The following is a 17306-nucleotide window of genomic DNA, read 5'->3' on the forward strand; positions in this document are numbered from 1 at the left end:
CGAAGGAGGCTGAAAGCGTGGCCAATCCCGTGCAGTTCATCAACCAGGTCCGCGCCGAGGCCGCCAAGATCACCTGGCCCACCCGCCGCGAGGTGATCACGACCACCATCATGGTCCTGATCTTCGCGTCGATCACCAGCCTGTTCTTCTTCTTGGTCGACCTGGTCATCCGCACCGGCCTGACCGAGGGGCTTCGCCTCATCAGCGGCTGATGGGGGTTGCATTTGCCGGCATGCGGGGGTAAACGCCGCGAACTGTCCGGCAAACGGCGTGCATCGAATCCGCATGCGCGCCGGTTTTTACTTTGTCGGAAGCGTATGAATTCAAGGGGTTTGGCGTCCGCAGGACGTGATTCCCCGCGAGATGAGCAGGGGTCGATCGAGACATGGCAAAGCGTTGGTATTCGGTCAGCGTCCTGTCGAACTTCGAGAAGAAGGTCGCCGAGGCGATTCGTCAGGCAGTGGCCGAGAAGGGTCTCGAAGAGCAGATCGACGAGGTGCTGGTCCCGACCGAGGAAGTGATCGAGATCCGTCGTGGCAAGAAGGTCACCTCGGAGCGTCGCTTCATGCCGGGCTATGTGCTGGTGCACATGGACATGTCGGATCGCACCTACCACCTGGTCAACTCGACGAACCGCGTCACCGGGTTCCTGGGCGCGCAGGGCAAGCCGATGCCGATGCGCGACGAGGAAGTGAACGCGATGCTGAACCGCTCGGGTTCGGGCGAGCAGGCTGCCCCGCGCAACCTGATCCGCTTCGACGTGGGCGAGCAGGTCAACGTGACCGATGGTCCCTTCGAGGGGTTCTCGGGGATGGTCGAGGAGGTCGACGAGGTCTCTTCGCGCATCAAGGTCACGGTGTCGATCTTCGGCCGGCCGACGCCGGTCGAGCTGGAATTCACGCAGGTTTCCAAGACCGCGTGATTGGTCGCGGGAGGCTTCGGCCCACGGGTCGTGCCGAACCGCTAAATCGGCCCGCTTGCCGGGCTTGATGATGAAGGAGAGGGCCAAATGGCCAAGAAAGTCGTCGGGCAGCTGAAGCTGCAGATCAAGGCGGGTCAGGCGAACCCGTCGCCCCCCGTTGGCCCCGCACTGGGTCAGCGCGGCATCAACATCATGGAATTCTGCAAGGCGTTCAACGCCAAGACGCAGGAAATGGAACAGGGTGCCCCCGTTCCGGTCGTGATCACCTACTATGCCGACAAGTCGTTCACCTTCGTGACGAAGACGCCGCCGGCATCGTTCCTGCTGAAGAAGGCCGCTGGCCTGAAGCCGGTCGGCAAGCGTAACCGCGCCAAGGGTTCGGAAAAGCCGGGCCGTGCGACCGCCGGTTCCGTGACCGTCAAGCAGGTTCGCGAGATCGCCGAAGCCAAGATGGCCGACCTGTCGGCCAACGACGTGGAAGCCGCGATGAAGATCATCGTCGGTTCGGCCCGTTCGATCGGCCTCGAGGTGAAAGGCTAAGTCATGGCGAAGATTTCCAAGAAGAAAGCCGCCGCGCGCGCTGCATTCGAAGGCAAGGCGAACCTCTCGGTCGAGGAAGCCGTCAAGCTGGTGAAGTCGGCCGCTTCGGCGAAGTTCGACGAGACCGTCGAGATCGCGCTGAACCTGGGCGTCGACCCGCGTCACGCAGACCAGATGGTCCGCGGCGTGGTGACCCTGCCCGCAGGCACCGGCAAGGACGTTCGCGTCGCCGTGTTCGCACGTGGCCCCAAGGCTGACGAAGCCAAGGCCGCAGGCGCGGACATCGTCGGTGCGGAAGACCTGATGGAGACCATCCAGTCGGGTAAGATCGAGTTCGATCGCTGCATCGCCACCCCGGACATGATGCCGCTGGTCGGCCGTCTGGGCAAGATCCTGGGCCCGCGCAACCTGATGCCGAACCCCAAGGTCGGCACGGTGACGATGGACGTGAAATCGGCCGTCGAAGCTGCCAAGGGCGGTGAAGTCCAGTTCAAGGCCGAGAAGGCCGGCGTCGTGCACGCGGGCATCGGCAAGGTGTCGTTCGACGAGGACAAGCTGGCGCAGAACCTGCGCGCCTTCGTCGACGCCGTGAACAAGGCGAAGCCCTCGGGCGCGAAGGGGACCTACATGAAGAAGGTCTCGATCAGCTCGACCATGGGCCCGGGCGTTTCGGTCGACGTGACCGGCGCCGACGCCTGATCAGTTTCCCGGCAGAGATGCCGGGATGGCGGGGCCGCCACCATGGCCCCGTCCTGTCCGAGACGGAGGGTGCCGGGAGACCGGCTTAATTTCCTTCCTGAGATGGGGAAGCATTTTTCCGAAGGCGCCCTTCGCGGGGATATCTTCGGGTGATCTTGCCCTAGACGGACCCGACCCGGTCCCGCATCCGCGGAGCATCGGGAAAAGTGAGAGCCGGGGGGAAACCCCCAAATTGGAGTGAAACCGTGGATAGAGCACAAAAGGAACAGCTGGTCGACGAACTCGGCCAGATCTTTGAAAGCTCTGGCGTCGTGGTGGTTGCCCACTACGAGGGGATGACGGTTGCACAGATGCAGGACCTCCGCTCGCGCATGCGCGAAGCCGGTGGTTCGGTTCGCGTCGCCAAGAACAGGCTCGCCAAGATCGCCCTGGAAGGTAAGCCTTGCGAAAGCATCGCCGAATACCTGACGGGCATGACCGTGCTCACCTACTCGGAAGATCCCGTGGCTGCTGCCCGGATCGCCGACAAGTACGCCAAGGACAACGAGAAATTCGTGATCCTGGGCGGTGCGATGGGTGACACGGCGCTTGATACGGCCGGTGTGAAAGCCGCCGCCTCGATGCCGTCGCGTGAAGAGCTCATCGCTCAGATCGTGTCCTGCATCGGTGCGCCTGCCTCGAACATCGCCGGTGCGATCGGTGCGCCTGCTTCGAACATCGCGGGCATCCTCAGCACTCTGGAAGAGCGCGAGGCTGCATAAGCAACCCCTTTCCCTCGTGTGGTTGAACACACGCAGTCGGAACCATAAAGTGAAAGAACGGAAAAATGGCTGATCTGAAGAAACTCGCCGAAGAAATCGTGGGCCTGACCCTGCTGGAAGCCCAGGAACTGAAGACCATCCTGAAGGATGAGTACGGCATCGAGCCCGCAGCTGGCGGCGCTGTCATGATGGCTGGCCCGGCTGCTGCTGCCGAAGCCGCCGAAGAGAAGACCGAATTCGACGTCGTCCTGACCGACGCCGGCGCGAACAAGATCAACGTGATCAAGGAAGTTCGCGGCATCACCGGTCTTGGCCTGAAAGAAGCCAAGGACCTGGTCGAAGCCGGTGGCAAGGTCAAGGAAGGCGCTGCCAAGGCAGAAGCCGAAGAGATCAAGAAGAAGCTCGAAGACGCGGGCGCGAAAGTCGAGCTGAAGTAATCGGCCTCACGGCTGACGAATGAAGAGGCAGGGTCCGGGATTTCCCGGTCCCTGCCGAACCTGTCTTGAAGGGCGGTCGACGCGCGACCTTCCTTCAGGGCATGTTCGAGGCTCGGGAGCCGTGCGGTGGGACGCATGGCACGAATGGAGCCTCACCCCTACATTCGTAGGCCCGTTCCGGGGGCCCCGACCCGGAACGCGCGCGAAGACGAAAGGTGACAAGACCCCATGGCGCATTCCTATGTCGGTCAGAAGCGCGTCCGGCGCTATTACGGCAATATCCGTGAAGTCCTCGAGATGCCGAACCTCATCGAGGTTCAGAAGTCCTCCTACGACCTCTTCCTGAGCTCGGGCGACGGTTCCGCCCATCAGGACGGCGAGGGCATCCAGGGCGTTTTCCAGTCCGTCTTCCCGATCAAGGACTTCAACGAGACCGCGGTCCTCGAATTCGTCAAGTACGAGCTCGAGCGCCCGAAATACGACGTCGAGGAGTGCCAGCAGCGCGACATGACCTTCGCCGCGCCGCTGAAGGTCACCCTGCGCCTGATCGTGTTCGATGTCGACGAGAACACCGGCGCCAAGTCGGTCAAGGACATCAAGGAGCAGGACGTCTTCATGGGCGACATGCCCCTGATGACCCCGCATGGCACCTTCATCGTCAACGGCACCGAGCGTGTCGTCGTCAGCCAGATGCACCGTTCGCCGGGCGTGTTCTTCGACCACGACCGCGGCAAGACGCATTCCTCGGGCAAGCTGCTGTTCGCATGCCGCATCATCCCGTATCGCGGCAGCTGGCTGGACTTCGAATTCGACGCCAAGGACCTGGTGTTCGCGCGCATCGACCGTCGCCGCAAGCTGCCGGTGACCACGCTGCTCTATGCGCTCGGCATGGACCAGGAAGGCATCATGGACGCCTTCTACCAGACCGTGAACTACAGCCTGCGTCGCGAGGGGCGCGAGCAGGGCTGGGTCACGCGCTTCTTCCCCGAGCGCGTGCGCGGCACCCGTCCGGCCTATGACCTGGTGAACGCCGATACCGGCGAGGTCATCACCAAGGCGGGCGAGAAGGTCACGCCGCGCCTGGTCAAGAAGCTGCTGGATTCGGGCGAGCAGGTGAACCTGCTGCTGCCGTTCGAGCGCATCGTCGGCTGCTTCGTCGCCAAGGACATCATCAACGAGGAAACCGGCTTCATCTATGCCGAGGCCGGCGACGAGATCACCGCGGAATACGACCGCGACGGCGAACTGAACGGCGGCCTGCTGAAGGTGCTGCTGGACAACGGCGTTGCCGAGATCCCGGTCCTGGACATCGATCACGTCAATGTCGGTCCCTACATCCGCAACACGATGGCGGCCGACAAGAACATGAACCGCGAACAGGCGCTGATGGACATCTATCGCGTCATGCGTCCGGGCGAGCCCCCCACGGTCGAGGCCGCGCAGACGCTGTTCAACAGCCTGTTCTTCGATGCCGAGCGTTATGACCTGTCCGCCGTCGGTCGCGTGAAGATGAACATGCGCCTGAACCTGGACGCGCCGGACACGCAGCGCACGCTGCGCCACGAGGATATCGTGGCCTGTATCCGCGGCCTCGTGGAACTGCGCGACGGCAAGGGCGAGATCGACGACATCGACCACCTGGGCAACCGTCGCGTCCGCTCCGTCGGCGAGCTGATGGAGAACCAGTACCGCGTCGGCCTGCTGCGCATGGAGCGCGCGATCCGCGAGCGCATGTCCGGCGTCGAGATCGACACCGTCATGCCGCAGGACCTGATCAACGCGAAACCGGCGGCTGCGGCTGTTCGTGAATTCTTCGGCTCGAGCCAGCTGTCGCAGTTCATGGACCAGACCAACCCGCTGTCCGAAGTGACGCACAAGCGTCGTCTCTCGGCGCTTGGGCCGGGCGGTCTGACGCGTGAACGCGCAGGCTTCGAGGTTCGCGACGTCCACCCGACCCACTATGGCCGGATGTGCCCCATCGAGACGCCGGAAGGTCAGAACATCGGTCTGATCAACAGCCTCGCGACCTTCGCGCGGGTGAACAAGTACGGCTTCATCGAGACCCCCTACCGCAAGGTCGTGGAAGGCAAGGTCACCGATGACGTGGTCTACATGTCCGCCACCGAGGAAATGCGTCACACGGTCGCCCAGGCGAACGCGACGCTGGACGACGAGGGCAACTTCGTCGACGAGCTGATCAGCACCCGTCAGGCCGGCGACTTCATGCTGAACCCGGTCGATGCCGTCGATCTGATCGACGTCTCGCCCAAGCAGCTGGTCTCGGTCGCGGCCGCACTGATCCCGTTCCTTGAAAACGACGACGCCAACCGCGCCCTGATGGGCTCGAACATGCAGCGTCAGGCCGTGCCGCTTCTGCGCGCCGAGGCTCCCTTCGTGGGCACCGGCATGGAAGCGACCGTGGCGCGCGATTCCGGCGCCGCGATCATGGCGCGTCGTGGCGGCATCATCGACCAGGTCGATGCGCAGCGTATCGTCATCCGCGTGACCGAAGGTCTGGAAGCGGGCGATGCGGGCGTGGACATCTACCGCCTGCGCAAGTTCAAGCGTTCCAACCAGTCCTCGACCATCAACCAGCGTCCGCTGGTGAAGGTGGGCGAGCGCGTCGTGACCAACCAGGTCATCGCCGACGGTCCCTCGACCGATCAGGGTGAACTGGCCATCGGCCGCAACGTGGTCGTCGCGTTCATGCCGTGGAACGGCTACAACTACGAGGACTCGATCCTGATCTCGGAGCGGATCCACCGCGACGACGTGTTCACCTCGATCCATATCGACGAATACGAAGTGGCGGCCCGCGACACCAAGCTGGGGCCTGAGGAAATCACCCGCGACATCCCGAACGTGGGCGAGGAAGCGCTGCGCAACCTCGACGAGGCAGGGATCGTGTATATCGGTGCCGAGGTCGGGCCGGGCGACATCCTGGTGGGCAAGATCACCCCCAAGGGCGAAAGCCCGATGACGCCGGAAGAGAAGCTTCTGCGCGCCATCTTCGGCGAGAAGGCTTCGGATGTCCGCGACACCTCGCTGCGTCTGCCGCCGGGTGCCTATGGCACGATCGTCGAGGTGCGGGTCTTCAACCGTCACGGCGTCGACAAGGACGAACGCGCGCTGCAGATCGAGCGCGAGGAAGTCGAACGTCTGGCACGTGACCGCGACGACGAGCAGGCGATCCTGGATCGCAACATCTATGCCCGTCTGAAGACGCTGATCATGGGCAAGACCGCCGTGAAGGGCCCCAAGGGCGTCAAGGCGAACAGCGAGATCAACGAGGATCTGCTGGGCACCCTGTCGCGCGGCCAGTGGTGGCAGCTTGCCGTCAGCGAGGAAGAGGTCGCCAAGGAAGTCGAGGCGCTGAACCATCAGTACGATGCGCAGCGCAAGGCCCTGGAAGCCCGCTTCGAGGACAAGGTCGAGAAGGTCCGTCAGGGCGACGACCTGCCGCCGGGCGTGATGAAGATGGTCAAGGTCTTCGTCGCCGTGAAGCGCAAGCTGCAGGCAGGCGACAAGATGGCCGGTCGTCACGGCAACAAGGGTGTCGTGTCCAAGGTCGTCCCGATGGAGGACATGCCGTTCCTTGCGGACGGGACCCCGGTCGACCTGGTGCTGAACCCCCTGGGCGTGCCGTCGCGCATGAACGTCGGTCAGATTCTCGAGACCCACATGGGCTGGGCTTCGCGCGGTCTGGGCATCAAGATCGACGAGGCGCTGGAAGATTATCGCCGCAACGGCGACATGACCCCGGTCCGCGAGGCGATGCGCATCGGCTATGGCGACGAGCTGTATGCCGAGGCCTTCGAAGGTCTGGATGACGAGACCCTGCGCGAGCATGCGGGCACCGTCCGCACCGGCGTTCCGATCGCCACGCCCGTCTTCGACGGCGCGAAAGAGGCGGACGTGAACGACGCGCTGGCGCGTGCGGGCTTCGACAGCTCGGGTCAGTCGGTGGTGTTCGATGGCCGCACGGGCGAACAGTTCGCCCGCAAGGTCACCGTCGGGATGAAGTACATCCTGAAGCTGCACCACCTTGTCGACGACAAGATGCACGCCCGTTCGACCGGTCCGTACAGCCTGGTCACGCAGCAGCCCCTGGGTGGTAAGGCCCAGTTCGGCGGCCAGCGTCTGGGCGAGATGGAGGTCTGGGCCCTGGAAGCCTATGGCGCCGCCTACACCCTGCAGGAAATGCTGACGGTGAAGTCGGACGACGTGGCAGGCCGGACCAAGGTCTACGAGTCGATCGTCAAGGGCGAGGACAACTTCGAAGCCGGCGTGCCGGAATCGTTCAACGTGCTGGTCAAGGAGGTCCGGGGTCTGGGCCTCAACATGGAACTCCTGGATGCGGAGGAAGAGGAGTGAGGGCTTCGGCCCTCGCTTCCACCACTCCCGCGCCCTTCATCAGGATTGAAAAATGAACCAGGAACTTGCCACCAATCCGCTGAACCCGCTGGCACAGCCGCGGCAGTTCGACGAAATCAAGATCTCGCTAGCCTCGCCCGAAGAAATTCTGGCCTGGTCCTTCGGCGAGGTGAAGAAGCCCGAAACCATCAACTACCGCACGTTCAAGCCGGAACGTGACGGCCTGTTCTGCGCGCGCATCTTCGGTCCGATCAAGGACTACGAATGCCTGTGCGGCAAGTACAAGCGCATGAAGTATCGCGGCCTCGTCTGCGAGAAATGCGGCGTGGAAGTCACGCTGCAGAAGGTCCGCCGCGAGCGCATGGGCCATATCGAGCTGGCCGCGCCCGTCGCGCATATCTGGTTCCTCAAGTCGCTGCCCTCGCGCATCGGCCTGATGCTGGACATGACCCTGCGCGACCTGGAGCGCATCCTGTACTTCGAGAACTACGTGGTGATCGAACCCGGTCTGACGGACCTGACCTATGGTCAGCTGATGACCGAGGAAGAGTACCTGGACGCGCAGGACAATTTCGGTGCCGACGCCTTCACCGCCGATATCGGCGCCGAGGCAATCCGTGCCATGCTGGCCAATATCGACCTGGCCGCGACTGCCGAGCAGCTGCGCGAGGATCTGAAGGAAGCCACGGGCGAACTGAAGCCGAAGAAGATCATCAAGCGCCTGAAGATCGTCGAGAGCTTCCTGGAATCGGGCAACCGTCCCGAGTGGATGATCATGACCGTGATCCCGGTCATCCCGCCGGAACTGCGTCCGCTGGTTCCGCTGGATGGCGGCCGCTTCGCGACCTCGGATCTGAACGATCTGTATCGCCGCGTGATCAACCGGAACAACCGTCTGAAGCGCCTGATCGAGCTGCGCGCGCCCGACATCATCGTCCGCAACGAAAAGCGGATGCTGCAGGAATCGGTCGATGCGCTGTTCGACAACGGCCGTCGCGGCCGCGTCATCACGGGCAACAACCGCCGCCCGCTGAAGTCGCTGTCGGACATGCTGAAGGGCAAGCAGGGCCGCTTCCGCCAGAACCTTCTGGGCAAGCGCGTCGACTTCTCGGGTCGTTCGGTCATCGTGACCGGCCCGGAACTGAAGCTGCACCAGTGCGGCCTGCCGAAGAAGATGGCGCTCGAGCTGTTCAAGCCGTTCATCTATTCGCGGCTTGAAGCCAAGGGCCTGTCGAGCACCGTCAAGCAGGCGAAGAAGCTGGTCGAGAAGGAACGCCCCGAGGTCTGGGACATCCTGGACGAGGTGATCCGCGAGCATCCGGTCCTGCTGAACCGTGCGCCGACGCTGCACCGTCTGGGCATCCAGGCGTTCGAACCCGTCCTGATCGAGGGCAAGGCGATCCAGCTGCACCCGCTGGTCTGCTCGGCCTTCAACGCCGACTTCGACGGCGACCAGATGGCCGTGCACGTTCCGCTGTCGCTGGAAGCGCAGCTGGAAGCGCGCGTCCTGATGATGTCGACGAACAACGTCCTGTCGCCCGCCAACGGCGCGCCGATCATCGTTCCCTCGCAGGACATGGTCCTGGGCCTGTACTACACCTCGATGCAGCGTGAAGGCATGAAGGGCGAGGGCATGGCCTTCGCCAATATCGAGGAAGTCGAGCACGCGCTGGCTTCGGGCGAGGTGCATCTGCACGCCAAGATCACCGCGCGGATCAAGCAGATCGACGAGAACGGCAACGAGGTGCTGATGCGCTTCGAGACCACGCCGGGCCGTCTGCGCCTTGGCGCGCTGCTGCCGCTGAACGCCAAGGCTCCGTTCGAGCTGGTGAACCGACTGCTGCGCAAGAAGGACATCCAGAACGTCATCGACACCGTCTACCGCTATTGCGGTCAGAAGGAATCGGTCATCTTCTGCGACCAGATCATGGGTCTGGGCTTCCGCGAGGCATTCCGCGCCGGCATCAGCTTCGGCAAGAACGACATGGTGGTTCCCGACAACAAGTGGACCATCGTCGAGGAAGTCCAGGAGCAGGTGAAGGAGTTCGAGCAGCAGTATCTCGACGGTCTGATCACCCAGGGCGAGAAGTACAACAAGGTCGTGGACGCCTGGTCGAAGTGCAACGACCGCGTGACCGAGGCCATGATGTCGACCATCTCGGCCACCAAGTTCGACGAATCCGGCGCCGAGCAGGAACCGAACAGCGTCTACATGATGGCGCATTCGGGTGCTCGTGGCTCGACCAACCAGATGAAGCAGCTGGGCGGGATGCGCGGCCTGATGGCCAAGCCGAACGGCGAGATCATCGAGACGCCGATCATCTCGAACTTCAAGGAAGGTCTGACCGTTCTTGAATACTTCAACTCGACCCACGGCGCGCGGAAGGGTCTGTCGGACACGGCACTGAAGACGGCGAACTCGGGTTACCTGACCCGCCGCCTGGTCGACGTGGCCCAGGACTGCATCATCCGCGAGCATGATTGCGGCACCGAGAACTCGATCACCGCTTCGGCAGCCGTCAACGACGGCGAGGTCATCGCGCCCCTGTCCGAGCGTGTTCTGGGCCGTACCGCGGCCGAGGACGTGCTGGTTCCGGGTTCGGACGAGATCATCATCCGCGCGGGCGAGGTCGTCGACGAACGTCGCGCCGACGAGATCGAGAAGGCGGGCGTGCAGTCCATGCGCATCCGCTCGGCCCTGACCTGCGAATCCGAGGATGGCATCTGCGCGCTGTGCTATGGTCGCGACCTGGCACGTGGCACGCTGGTCAACATCGGCGAGGCTGTCGGCATCATCGCCGCGCAGTCGATCGGTGAACCCGGCACGCAGCTGACGATGCGGACCTTCCACATCGGCGGCATCGCACAGGGTGGTCAGCAGTCCTTCCAGGCCGCCTCGCACGAGGGCACGATCCAGTTCCGCAACGAGAGCATCCTGGAAAACGCCAATGGCGAGCAGGTCGTGATGTCGCGCAACATGCAGCTGATCGTCCTGGACGACCAGGGGCAGGAACGCGCCAGCCACAAGCTGTTCTACGGCTCGAAGCTGTTCGTGAAGGAAGGCGACCGTGTCATCCGTGGCGCCAAGCTGTTCGAATGGGATCCCTATACCCTGCCGATCATCGCCGAGAAGGCCGGTACCGCCAAGTTCGTCGACCTTCTGGGCGGCATCTCGGTGCGTGACGAGACCGACGACGCGACGGGCATGACCCAGAAGATCGTGACCGACTGGCGTTCGGCGCCGAAAGGCAACGACCTCAAGCCCGAGATCATCATCATGGACGCCAACGGCGAACCGGTGCGCAACGACCAGGGCAACCCGGTCAGCTATCCGATGTCGGTGGACGCCATTCTCTCGGTCGAGGAAGGCCAGGAGATCAAGGCAGGCGACGTGGTTGCCCGTATTCCGCGCGAAGGCGCCAAGACCAAGGACATCACCGGGGGTCTTCCCCGCGTGGCGGAACTGTTCGAGGCCCGTCGCCCGAAGGATCACGCCATCATCGCGGAAATCGATGGTTACGTGCGCTTCGGCAAGGACTACAAGAACAAGCGCCGCATCGCGATCGAGCCCTCGGAAGAGGGTGGCAGCCCGGTCGAGTACATGGTGCCGAAAGGCAAGCACATCCCGGTGCAGGAAGGCGACTTCGTGCAGCGTGGCGACTACATCATGGACGGCAACCCGGCGCCGCACGACATCCTGCGCATCATGGGGATCGAGGCCCTGGCCGACTACCTCATCGACGAGGTGCAGGACGTCTATCGACTGCAGGGCGTGAAGATCAACGACAAGCACATCGAGGTGATCGTTCGCCAGATGCTGCAGAAGATCGAGATCCTCGACAGCGGCGACACCACGCTGCTGAAGGGCGAGCACGTGGAGCGCGACGAGTTCCAGGAAGAGAACGCCAAGATCGAAGCCAAGGGTGGCCGTCCGGCCACGGGCGAGCCGGTGCTGCTGGGCATCACCAAGGCATCGCTGCAGACCCGCAGCTTCATCTCGGCCGCATCGTTCCAGGAAACGACCCGCGTCCTGACCGAGGCTTCGGTCCAGGGCAAGCGCGACAAGCTGGTCGGCCTGAAGGAGAACGTCATCGTGGGTCGCCTGATCCCGGCAGGCACGGGTGGTGCCACCGCCCGCGTCAAACGCATCGCGACCGAGCGCGACAATGTCGTGATCGAGGCGCGCCGCGCCGAGGCCGAGGCCGCCGCCGCGCTGAGCGCTCCGGCCGAGACCGAGATGCAGCCCACGGGCTTTGCCGCCGAGGCACCCGAGAACAACCGCGACGAGTGATCGTTTCGGCATGAGACGCGCGAAGGCCCGGCATCCCAGCCGGGCCTTTGTCATTTCTGCACGCCGTGCAAGCGGGCGCTTGCCGCCGGGGCACGTCATCGCCTAAGCCTGCGGGGAACAACCCGAAGGTGCCCCCATGAGAACCCCGCTGATGTCCCCGATCCGGCGTGTCCGGCCTGCCTCGGTCAGGCCCGAACCGTTGCAACCGGGCGACAACCTGCGCGGGGCAGGGCTGATGACCCTGTCGATGATGGGCTTCACCTGCAACGACACCATCATCAAGTTCGTGACCGAGGACATGCCCCTGTACCAGGCGATGACCATGCGCGGGCTGTGCGTGATGCTGTTCCTGCTGATCGTGACGCGGGCCCAGGGCGGGTTGCAGCTGCGGCTGCCGCGCGACGCGCGCTGGCCCATGGTGCTGCGCCTGATCGGCGAGATCGGCTCGACCATGCTGTTCCTCAATGCGCTGACCCGCATGGCGATCGCGGACCTGACGGCGGTGATGCAGTCGCTGCCGCTGGTCGTGATGCTGGGGGCGGCGCTGTTCTTCAACGAGACGCTCGGCTGGCGGCGGCTGTCCGCCGTGGGGGTCGGGCTTCTCGGGGTGCTGATCATCCTGCGGCCCGGCAGCGGCACCTTTGGCGTCTGGGCGCTGGTCGCGCTTGGGGCGATGCTGCTGGTCGCGCTGCGCGACCTCTCGACCCGTCGCTTCGCGCGCGGGATCGCGTCGGGGACCATCGCCTTCTATGCGGCGCTCAGCGTGACGATCACGGGATTCCTGCTCAGCATGGGGCAGGGCTGGGTGATGCCCCAGCTGTGGCAGGTCGCGCTGATCCTGGTCGGCGCGGGCTTCCTGACCATCGGCTACATGTGTGGGGTGGGCGCGATGCGCGTGGGCGAGATCGCGGCCGTGACGCCCTTCCGCTATACCTCGTTGCTGATGGCGATCGTGCTGGGGCTGGCGATCTTCGGCGACTGGCCGGACCTGTGGACCTGGGTCGGATCGGCGCTTGTCGTGGGCGCCGGGATCTATACCATCTGGCGAGAGGCGAAACTGGGACGGCGGCGCTGATGCGGCTTCAGATGCTTGGCCTGTGCCGCTTCTCCTATCTGGGGATGCGGGGCTACCAGGTCGAACATGACAGTATCGAGGCGCGTCGGGCCTATCTCTATGATCCCGACCGGCTGGCGCGTCGATGGCGCTGGTTCACCGAGATCGCGCTGCCGGGGTGGCGCGCGCAGACGGATCCCGATTTCACGCTGGTCGTGATGACCGGGCCGGACCTGCCCGAGCCTTACCTGTCGCGCCTGCGCGCGCTCTGCGACGAGATCGCGCAGCTGCGCCTGTCGCTGGTCCCGCCGATGGAATATCACCTTCCGGCATGCCGCCAGGCGATCGCGCCCCATCTCGATCCGCAGGCCGAGGTGATCGGCCATTTCCGCCACGACGACGACGACGCGGTCGCCATCGACTATGTCGCGAGCACCCGCCGGGATTTCGCGCGCCTTGCCGATCTGTGGCGGGCCGAGGGCAGGCTGTCGCTGGATTACGGGCGCGGGCTGATGCTGCATGCCGAAGCGGGCGGCGCCCGGTTCGAGCCGCGCATCTGCCACAACATGGGTGTGGCGCTGACGATATTCCTGGCCCCGGACGCGCCGGAGACGGCGCTGAGCTTCGATCACTCGAAGCTGGCGCGCTGGATGTCGGGCGTGTCGCTGAACCGGGATGCGATGTTCCTGCGATCTATCCACGGCGACAGCGACAGCGGATCGGTCGGGCCGGGCCAGCCATGGGAGGTCGGGGATGACGGCTTGAACCGCCTGCTGCGGACCCGCTTCGGGCTGCAGCGGGGCCGGATCGACCGGCTGGTCCGCGGCCTGAGCTGAGGCGGGGCAGGGTTGGCCATGTTGACAGCATGGCGCTTTGCCCCTATAGCCCCGTCACCCGGCAGGCTTCCATGTCGGGAACCAGAACCATCACGGTCACGATCCGGGCCCGAAAATGCCCCGATCCTCTGGAATTATGCCCGTCAGCCCTTTATGGGCCGGACGGGCTTGGTATTTTGCGATTCGCGCAAGGTACCGTCGAGAAGTGGCGCAGCCGGTCCGGTTGCGAGTATTGACAGAGCAAGACGGGGAACCGAATGCCTACGATCCAACAGCTGATCCGCAAGCCGCGGCAGCCGAAGGTGCAGCGCTCGAAGTCGCAGCACCTGCAGGGATGCCCGCAGAAGCGCGGCGTCTGCACGCGCGTCTACACCACGACGCCGAAGAAACCGAACTCCGCTATGCGTAAGGTCGCCAAGGTGCGCCTGACGAATGGCTTCGAGGTCATCTCCTACATCCCGGGCGAAAAGCACAACCTGCAGGAACACAGCGTCGTGCTGATCCGCGGCGGCCGTGTGAAAGACCTTCCGGGTGTCCGTTACCACATCCTGCGCGGTGTGCTGGATACCCAGGGCGTCAAGGATCGTCGTCAGCGTCGTTCGAAATACGGCGCGAAGCGTCCGAAGTAAGGAGAGGCATCAATGTCCCGTCGTCACGCCGCTGAAAAGCGCGAAGTCCTGCCCGACGCCAAATTTGGCGATCGCGTGCTGACCAAATTCATGAACAACCTGATGGTTGACGGCAAGAAATCGACCGCCGAGCGGATCGTCTACAACGCGCTGGACCGCGTCGAGACCCGCCTCAAGCGCGAGCCGATCGAAGTCTTCCACGAAGCCCTCGACAACGTGAAGCCTTCGGTCGAAGTGCGTTCGCGTCGCGTCGGTGGTGCCACCTACCAGGTTCCGGTCGAGGTTCGCCCGACCCGCCGCGAGGCGCTGGCGATCCGCTGGCTGATCACGGCTGCGAAGAACCGCAACGAGAACACGATGGAAGAGCGTCTTGCGGGCGAGCTGGCCGATGCGGTCAACGGCCGCGGCACTGCCGTCAAGAAGCGCGAAGACACGCACAAGATGGCCGACGCCAACAAAGCGTTCAGCCACTACCGCTGGTAAGGTAAAAGGATCCAGACCATGGCACGCGATTATCCGCTGCAGCGTTACCGTAACTTCGGCATCATGGCCCACATCGATGCCGGCAAGACGACGACGACCGAGCGTATCCTCTTCTACACCGGCAAGTCGCACAAGATCGGCGAAGTCCACGACGGCGCCGCGACCATGGACTGGATGGAGCAGGAGCAGGAGCGCGGCATCACGATCACGTCTGCCGCGACCACCACTTTCTGGCAGCGCCAGGAAGATCCGACCGCCGATGGCACGTCGGACACGAAGTACCGCTTCAACATCATCGACACCCCGGGTCACGTGGACTTCACCATCGAGGTGGAACGTTCGCTGGCCGTTCTGGACGGCGCGATCTGCCTTCTGGACGCCAACGCCGGTGTCGAGCCGCAGACCGAGACCGTCTGGCGCCAGGCCGACCGCTACCAGGTTCCGCGGATCGTGTTCGTCAACAAGATGGACAAGATCGGCGCCGACTTCTTCAACTGCGTGAAGATGATCAAGGACCGCACCGGCGGCACCCCGTGCCCGATCGCATTCCCGATCGGCGCCGAGGACAAGCTGGAAGGCATCGTCGACCTGATCAAGATGGAAGAATGGGTCTGGATCGGTGAGGATCTGGGCGCAAGCTGGGTTCGCCAGCCCATCCGCGACGAGCTGAAGGACCTGGCCGACGAATGGCGCGCCAACATGGTCGAGCTTGCCGTCGAGCAGGACGATGAGGCCATGGAAGCCTATCTGGAGGGCAACGAGCCCGACGAGGCGACCCTGCGCCAGCTGATCCGCAAGGGCACCCTGTCGCTGTCGTTCTTCCCGGTCACCGCCGGTTCCGCGTTCAAGAACAAGGGCGTCCAGCCCCTGCTGAACTCGGTCATCGACTTCCTGCCCGCGCCGATCGACGTCCCCGTCCTGAAGGGCTTCGCCCCCGACGACGAGACCGAGACCCGCAACATCGAGCGTCCGGCCGACGACGCGGCGCCCTTCTCGGCGCTGGCGTTCAAGATCATGAACGACCCGTTCGTGGGTTCGCTGACCTTCAGCCGCATCTATTCCGGCGTGCTGCGCAAGGGCGACTCGATCATCAACTCGACCAAGGGCAAGCGCGAGCGCATCGGCCGCATGATGATGATGCACTCGATCAGCCGCGAGGAGATCGAGGAAGCGTTCGCAGGCGACATCATCGCGCTGGCAGGTCTGAAAGAGACCACCACCGGTGACACGCTGTGCGACGCCTCGAAGCAGGTCGTTCTGGAAACCATGACCTTCCCGGATCCGGTGATCGAGATCGCCGTGGAACCGAAGTCGAAAGCCGACCAGGAAAAGATGGGCCTTGCCCTTCAGCGCCTGGCAGCCGAGGACCCCTCGTTCCGCGTCGAGACCGATCTGGAATCGGGTCAGACGATCATGAAGGGCATGGGCGAACTTCACCTCGACATCCTGGTCGACCGCATGAAGCGCGAGTTCAAGGTCGAGGCGAATATCGGTGCGCCGCAGGTGGCCTATCGCGAAACCATCTCGACCGAGGCCGAGATCGACTACACGCACAAGAAGCAGACCGGTGGTACCGGCCAGTTCGCGCGCGTGAAGATGGTCATCACGCCCACCGAGCCGGGCGAAGGCTACTCGTTCGAATCGAAGATCGTCGGCGGTGCTGTTCCGAAGGAATACATCCCGGGCGTCGAGAAGGGCATCAAGTCGGTCATGGACTCGGGTCCGCTGGCAGGCTTCCCGGTGATCGACTTCAAGGTCGCGCTGATCGACGGTGCGTTCCACGACGTCGACTCGTCGGTCCTGGCCTTCGAGATCGCCTCGCGCGCTGCAATGCGTGAAGGTCTGCGCAAGGCCGGCGCGAAGCTGCTGGAACCGATCATGAAGGTCGAGGTCGTGACGCCGGAGGAATACACCGGTTCGATCATCGGCGACCTGACCAGCCGTCGCGGCATGGTCCGTGGCCAGGACAGCCGCGGCAACGCGAACGTCATCGACGCCTTCGTGCCGCTGGCCAACATGTTCGGCTACATCAACAACCTTCGCTCGATGTCTTCGGGTCGCGCGGTGTTCTCGATGCAGTTCGATCACTACGAAGCTGTTCCGCAGAACATCTCGGACGAAATCCAGAAGAAATACGCCTGATATGGCGTGGCGGGGCATGATCGCCCCGCCCGTCCTGCATCATTTGACTTGAGGAGCCCTGCACATGGCAAAGGCAAAGTTTGAACGGACGAAACCGCACGTCAACATCGGGACCATCGGTCACGTTGACCACGGCAA

13 protein-coding genes are annotated in these 17306 nt (G+C 63.8%); all 13 read left to right on the plus strand.

The window, feature by feature from the left end; all coding sequences use genetic code 11:
* Positions 1-17: 17 nt before the first annotated feature.
* The 13 genes from secE to fusA all read left to right on the plus strand — a co-directional run bounded on the left by secE (position 18) and on the right by fusA (position 17168).
* Positions 18-212: a preprotein translocase subunit SecE gene (gene secE, locus QMZ16_RS13110; RefSeq protein ID WP_022705697.1), complete on the plus strand. Its 195-nt coding sequence runs from the start codon at positions 18-20 to the stop codon at positions 210-212.
* Positions 213-385: 173 nt separating this feature from the next.
* Positions 386-922, plus strand: coding sequence for a transcription termination/antitermination protein NusG (gene nusG, locus QMZ16_RS13115; protein ID WP_022705696.1), 537 nt, complete (start codon positions 386-388; stop codon positions 920-922).
* 87 nt (positions 923-1009) lie between these two features.
* Positions 1010-1462, plus strand: a complete 453-nt coding sequence (rplK, locus tag QMZ16_RS13120) for a 50S ribosomal protein L11 (protein ID WP_022705695.1) — start codon at positions 1010-1012, stop codon at positions 1460-1462.
* 3 nt (positions 1463-1465) lie between these two features.
* Positions 1466-2161 carry a 50S ribosomal protein L1 gene (gene rplA, locus QMZ16_RS13125; RefSeq protein WP_022705694.1) on the plus strand — a complete coding sequence of 232 codons (696 nt, stop codon included), beginning with the start codon at positions 1466-1468 and terminating at the stop codon, positions 2159-2161.
* Between the two features lie 245 nt (positions 2162-2406).
* Positions 2407-2922 carry a 50S ribosomal protein L10 gene (gene rplJ / locus QMZ16_RS13130; RefSeq protein ID WP_282603614.1) on the plus strand — a complete coding sequence of 172 codons (516 nt, stop codon included), beginning with the start codon at positions 2407-2409 and terminating at the stop codon, positions 2920-2922.
* A 65-nt stretch (positions 2923-2987) separates the two neighbouring features.
* Positions 2988-3359 (plus strand): 50S ribosomal protein L7/L12, encoded by a 372-nt coding sequence (gene rplL / locus QMZ16_RS13135; protein ID WP_022705692.1) that lies wholly within the window; start codon positions 2988-2990, stop codon positions 3357-3359.
* 228 nt (positions 3360-3587) lie between these two features.
* Positions 3588-7733, plus strand: a complete 4146-nt coding sequence (gene rpoB / locus QMZ16_RS13140) for a DNA-directed RNA polymerase subunit beta (RefSeq protein WP_282603615.1) — start codon at positions 3588-3590, stop codon at positions 7731-7733.
* A 52-nt stretch (positions 7734-7785) separates the two neighbouring features.
* Positions 7786-12024 carry a DNA-directed RNA polymerase subunit beta' gene (gene rpoC / locus QMZ16_RS13145; RefSeq protein WP_022705690.1) on the plus strand — a complete coding sequence of 1413 codons (4239 nt, stop codon included), beginning with the start codon at positions 7786-7788 and terminating at the stop codon, positions 12022-12024.
* 136 nt (positions 12025-12160) lie between these two features.
* Positions 12161-13099: a DMT family transporter gene (locus QMZ16_RS13150; protein ID WP_282603616.1), complete on the plus strand. Its 939-nt coding sequence runs from the start codon at positions 12161-12163 to the stop codon at positions 13097-13099.
* On the plus strand, positions 13099-13914 hold the full coding sequence (locus tag QMZ16_RS13155; protein WP_282603617.1) for a glycosyltransferase: 816 nt from the start codon (positions 13099-13101) through the stop codon (positions 13912-13914). Before QMZ16_RS13150 ends, QMZ16_RS13155 begins: the two co-directional genes overlap by 1 nt.
* A 257-nt stretch (positions 13915-14171) precedes the next feature.
* Positions 14172-14543 (plus strand): 30S ribosomal protein S12, encoded by a 372-nt coding sequence (rpsL, locus tag QMZ16_RS13160; RefSeq protein ID WP_022705687.1) that lies wholly within the window; start codon positions 14172-14174, stop codon positions 14541-14543.
* Positions 14544-14555: 12 nt separating this feature from the next.
* Positions 14556-15026: a 30S ribosomal protein S7 gene (gene rpsG, locus QMZ16_RS13165; RefSeq protein WP_022705686.1), complete on the plus strand. Its 471-nt coding sequence runs from the start codon at positions 14556-14558 to the stop codon at positions 15024-15026.
* Positions 15027-15044: 18 nt separating this feature from the next.
* Positions 15045-17168 carry an elongation factor G gene (fusA, locus tag QMZ16_RS13170; RefSeq protein ID WP_022705685.1) on the plus strand — a complete coding sequence of 708 codons (2124 nt, stop codon included), beginning with the start codon at positions 15045-15047 and terminating at the stop codon, positions 17166-17168.
* Positions 17169-17306: the final 138 nt, after the last annotated feature.

It is taken from the genome of Paracoccus sp. PARArs4 (assembly GCF_947311865.1).
In the GTDB taxonomy this organism is placed as follows: Bacteria; Pseudomonadota; Alphaproteobacteria; order Rhodobacterales; family Rhodobacteraceae; genus Paracoccus; species Paracoccus zeaxanthinifaciens.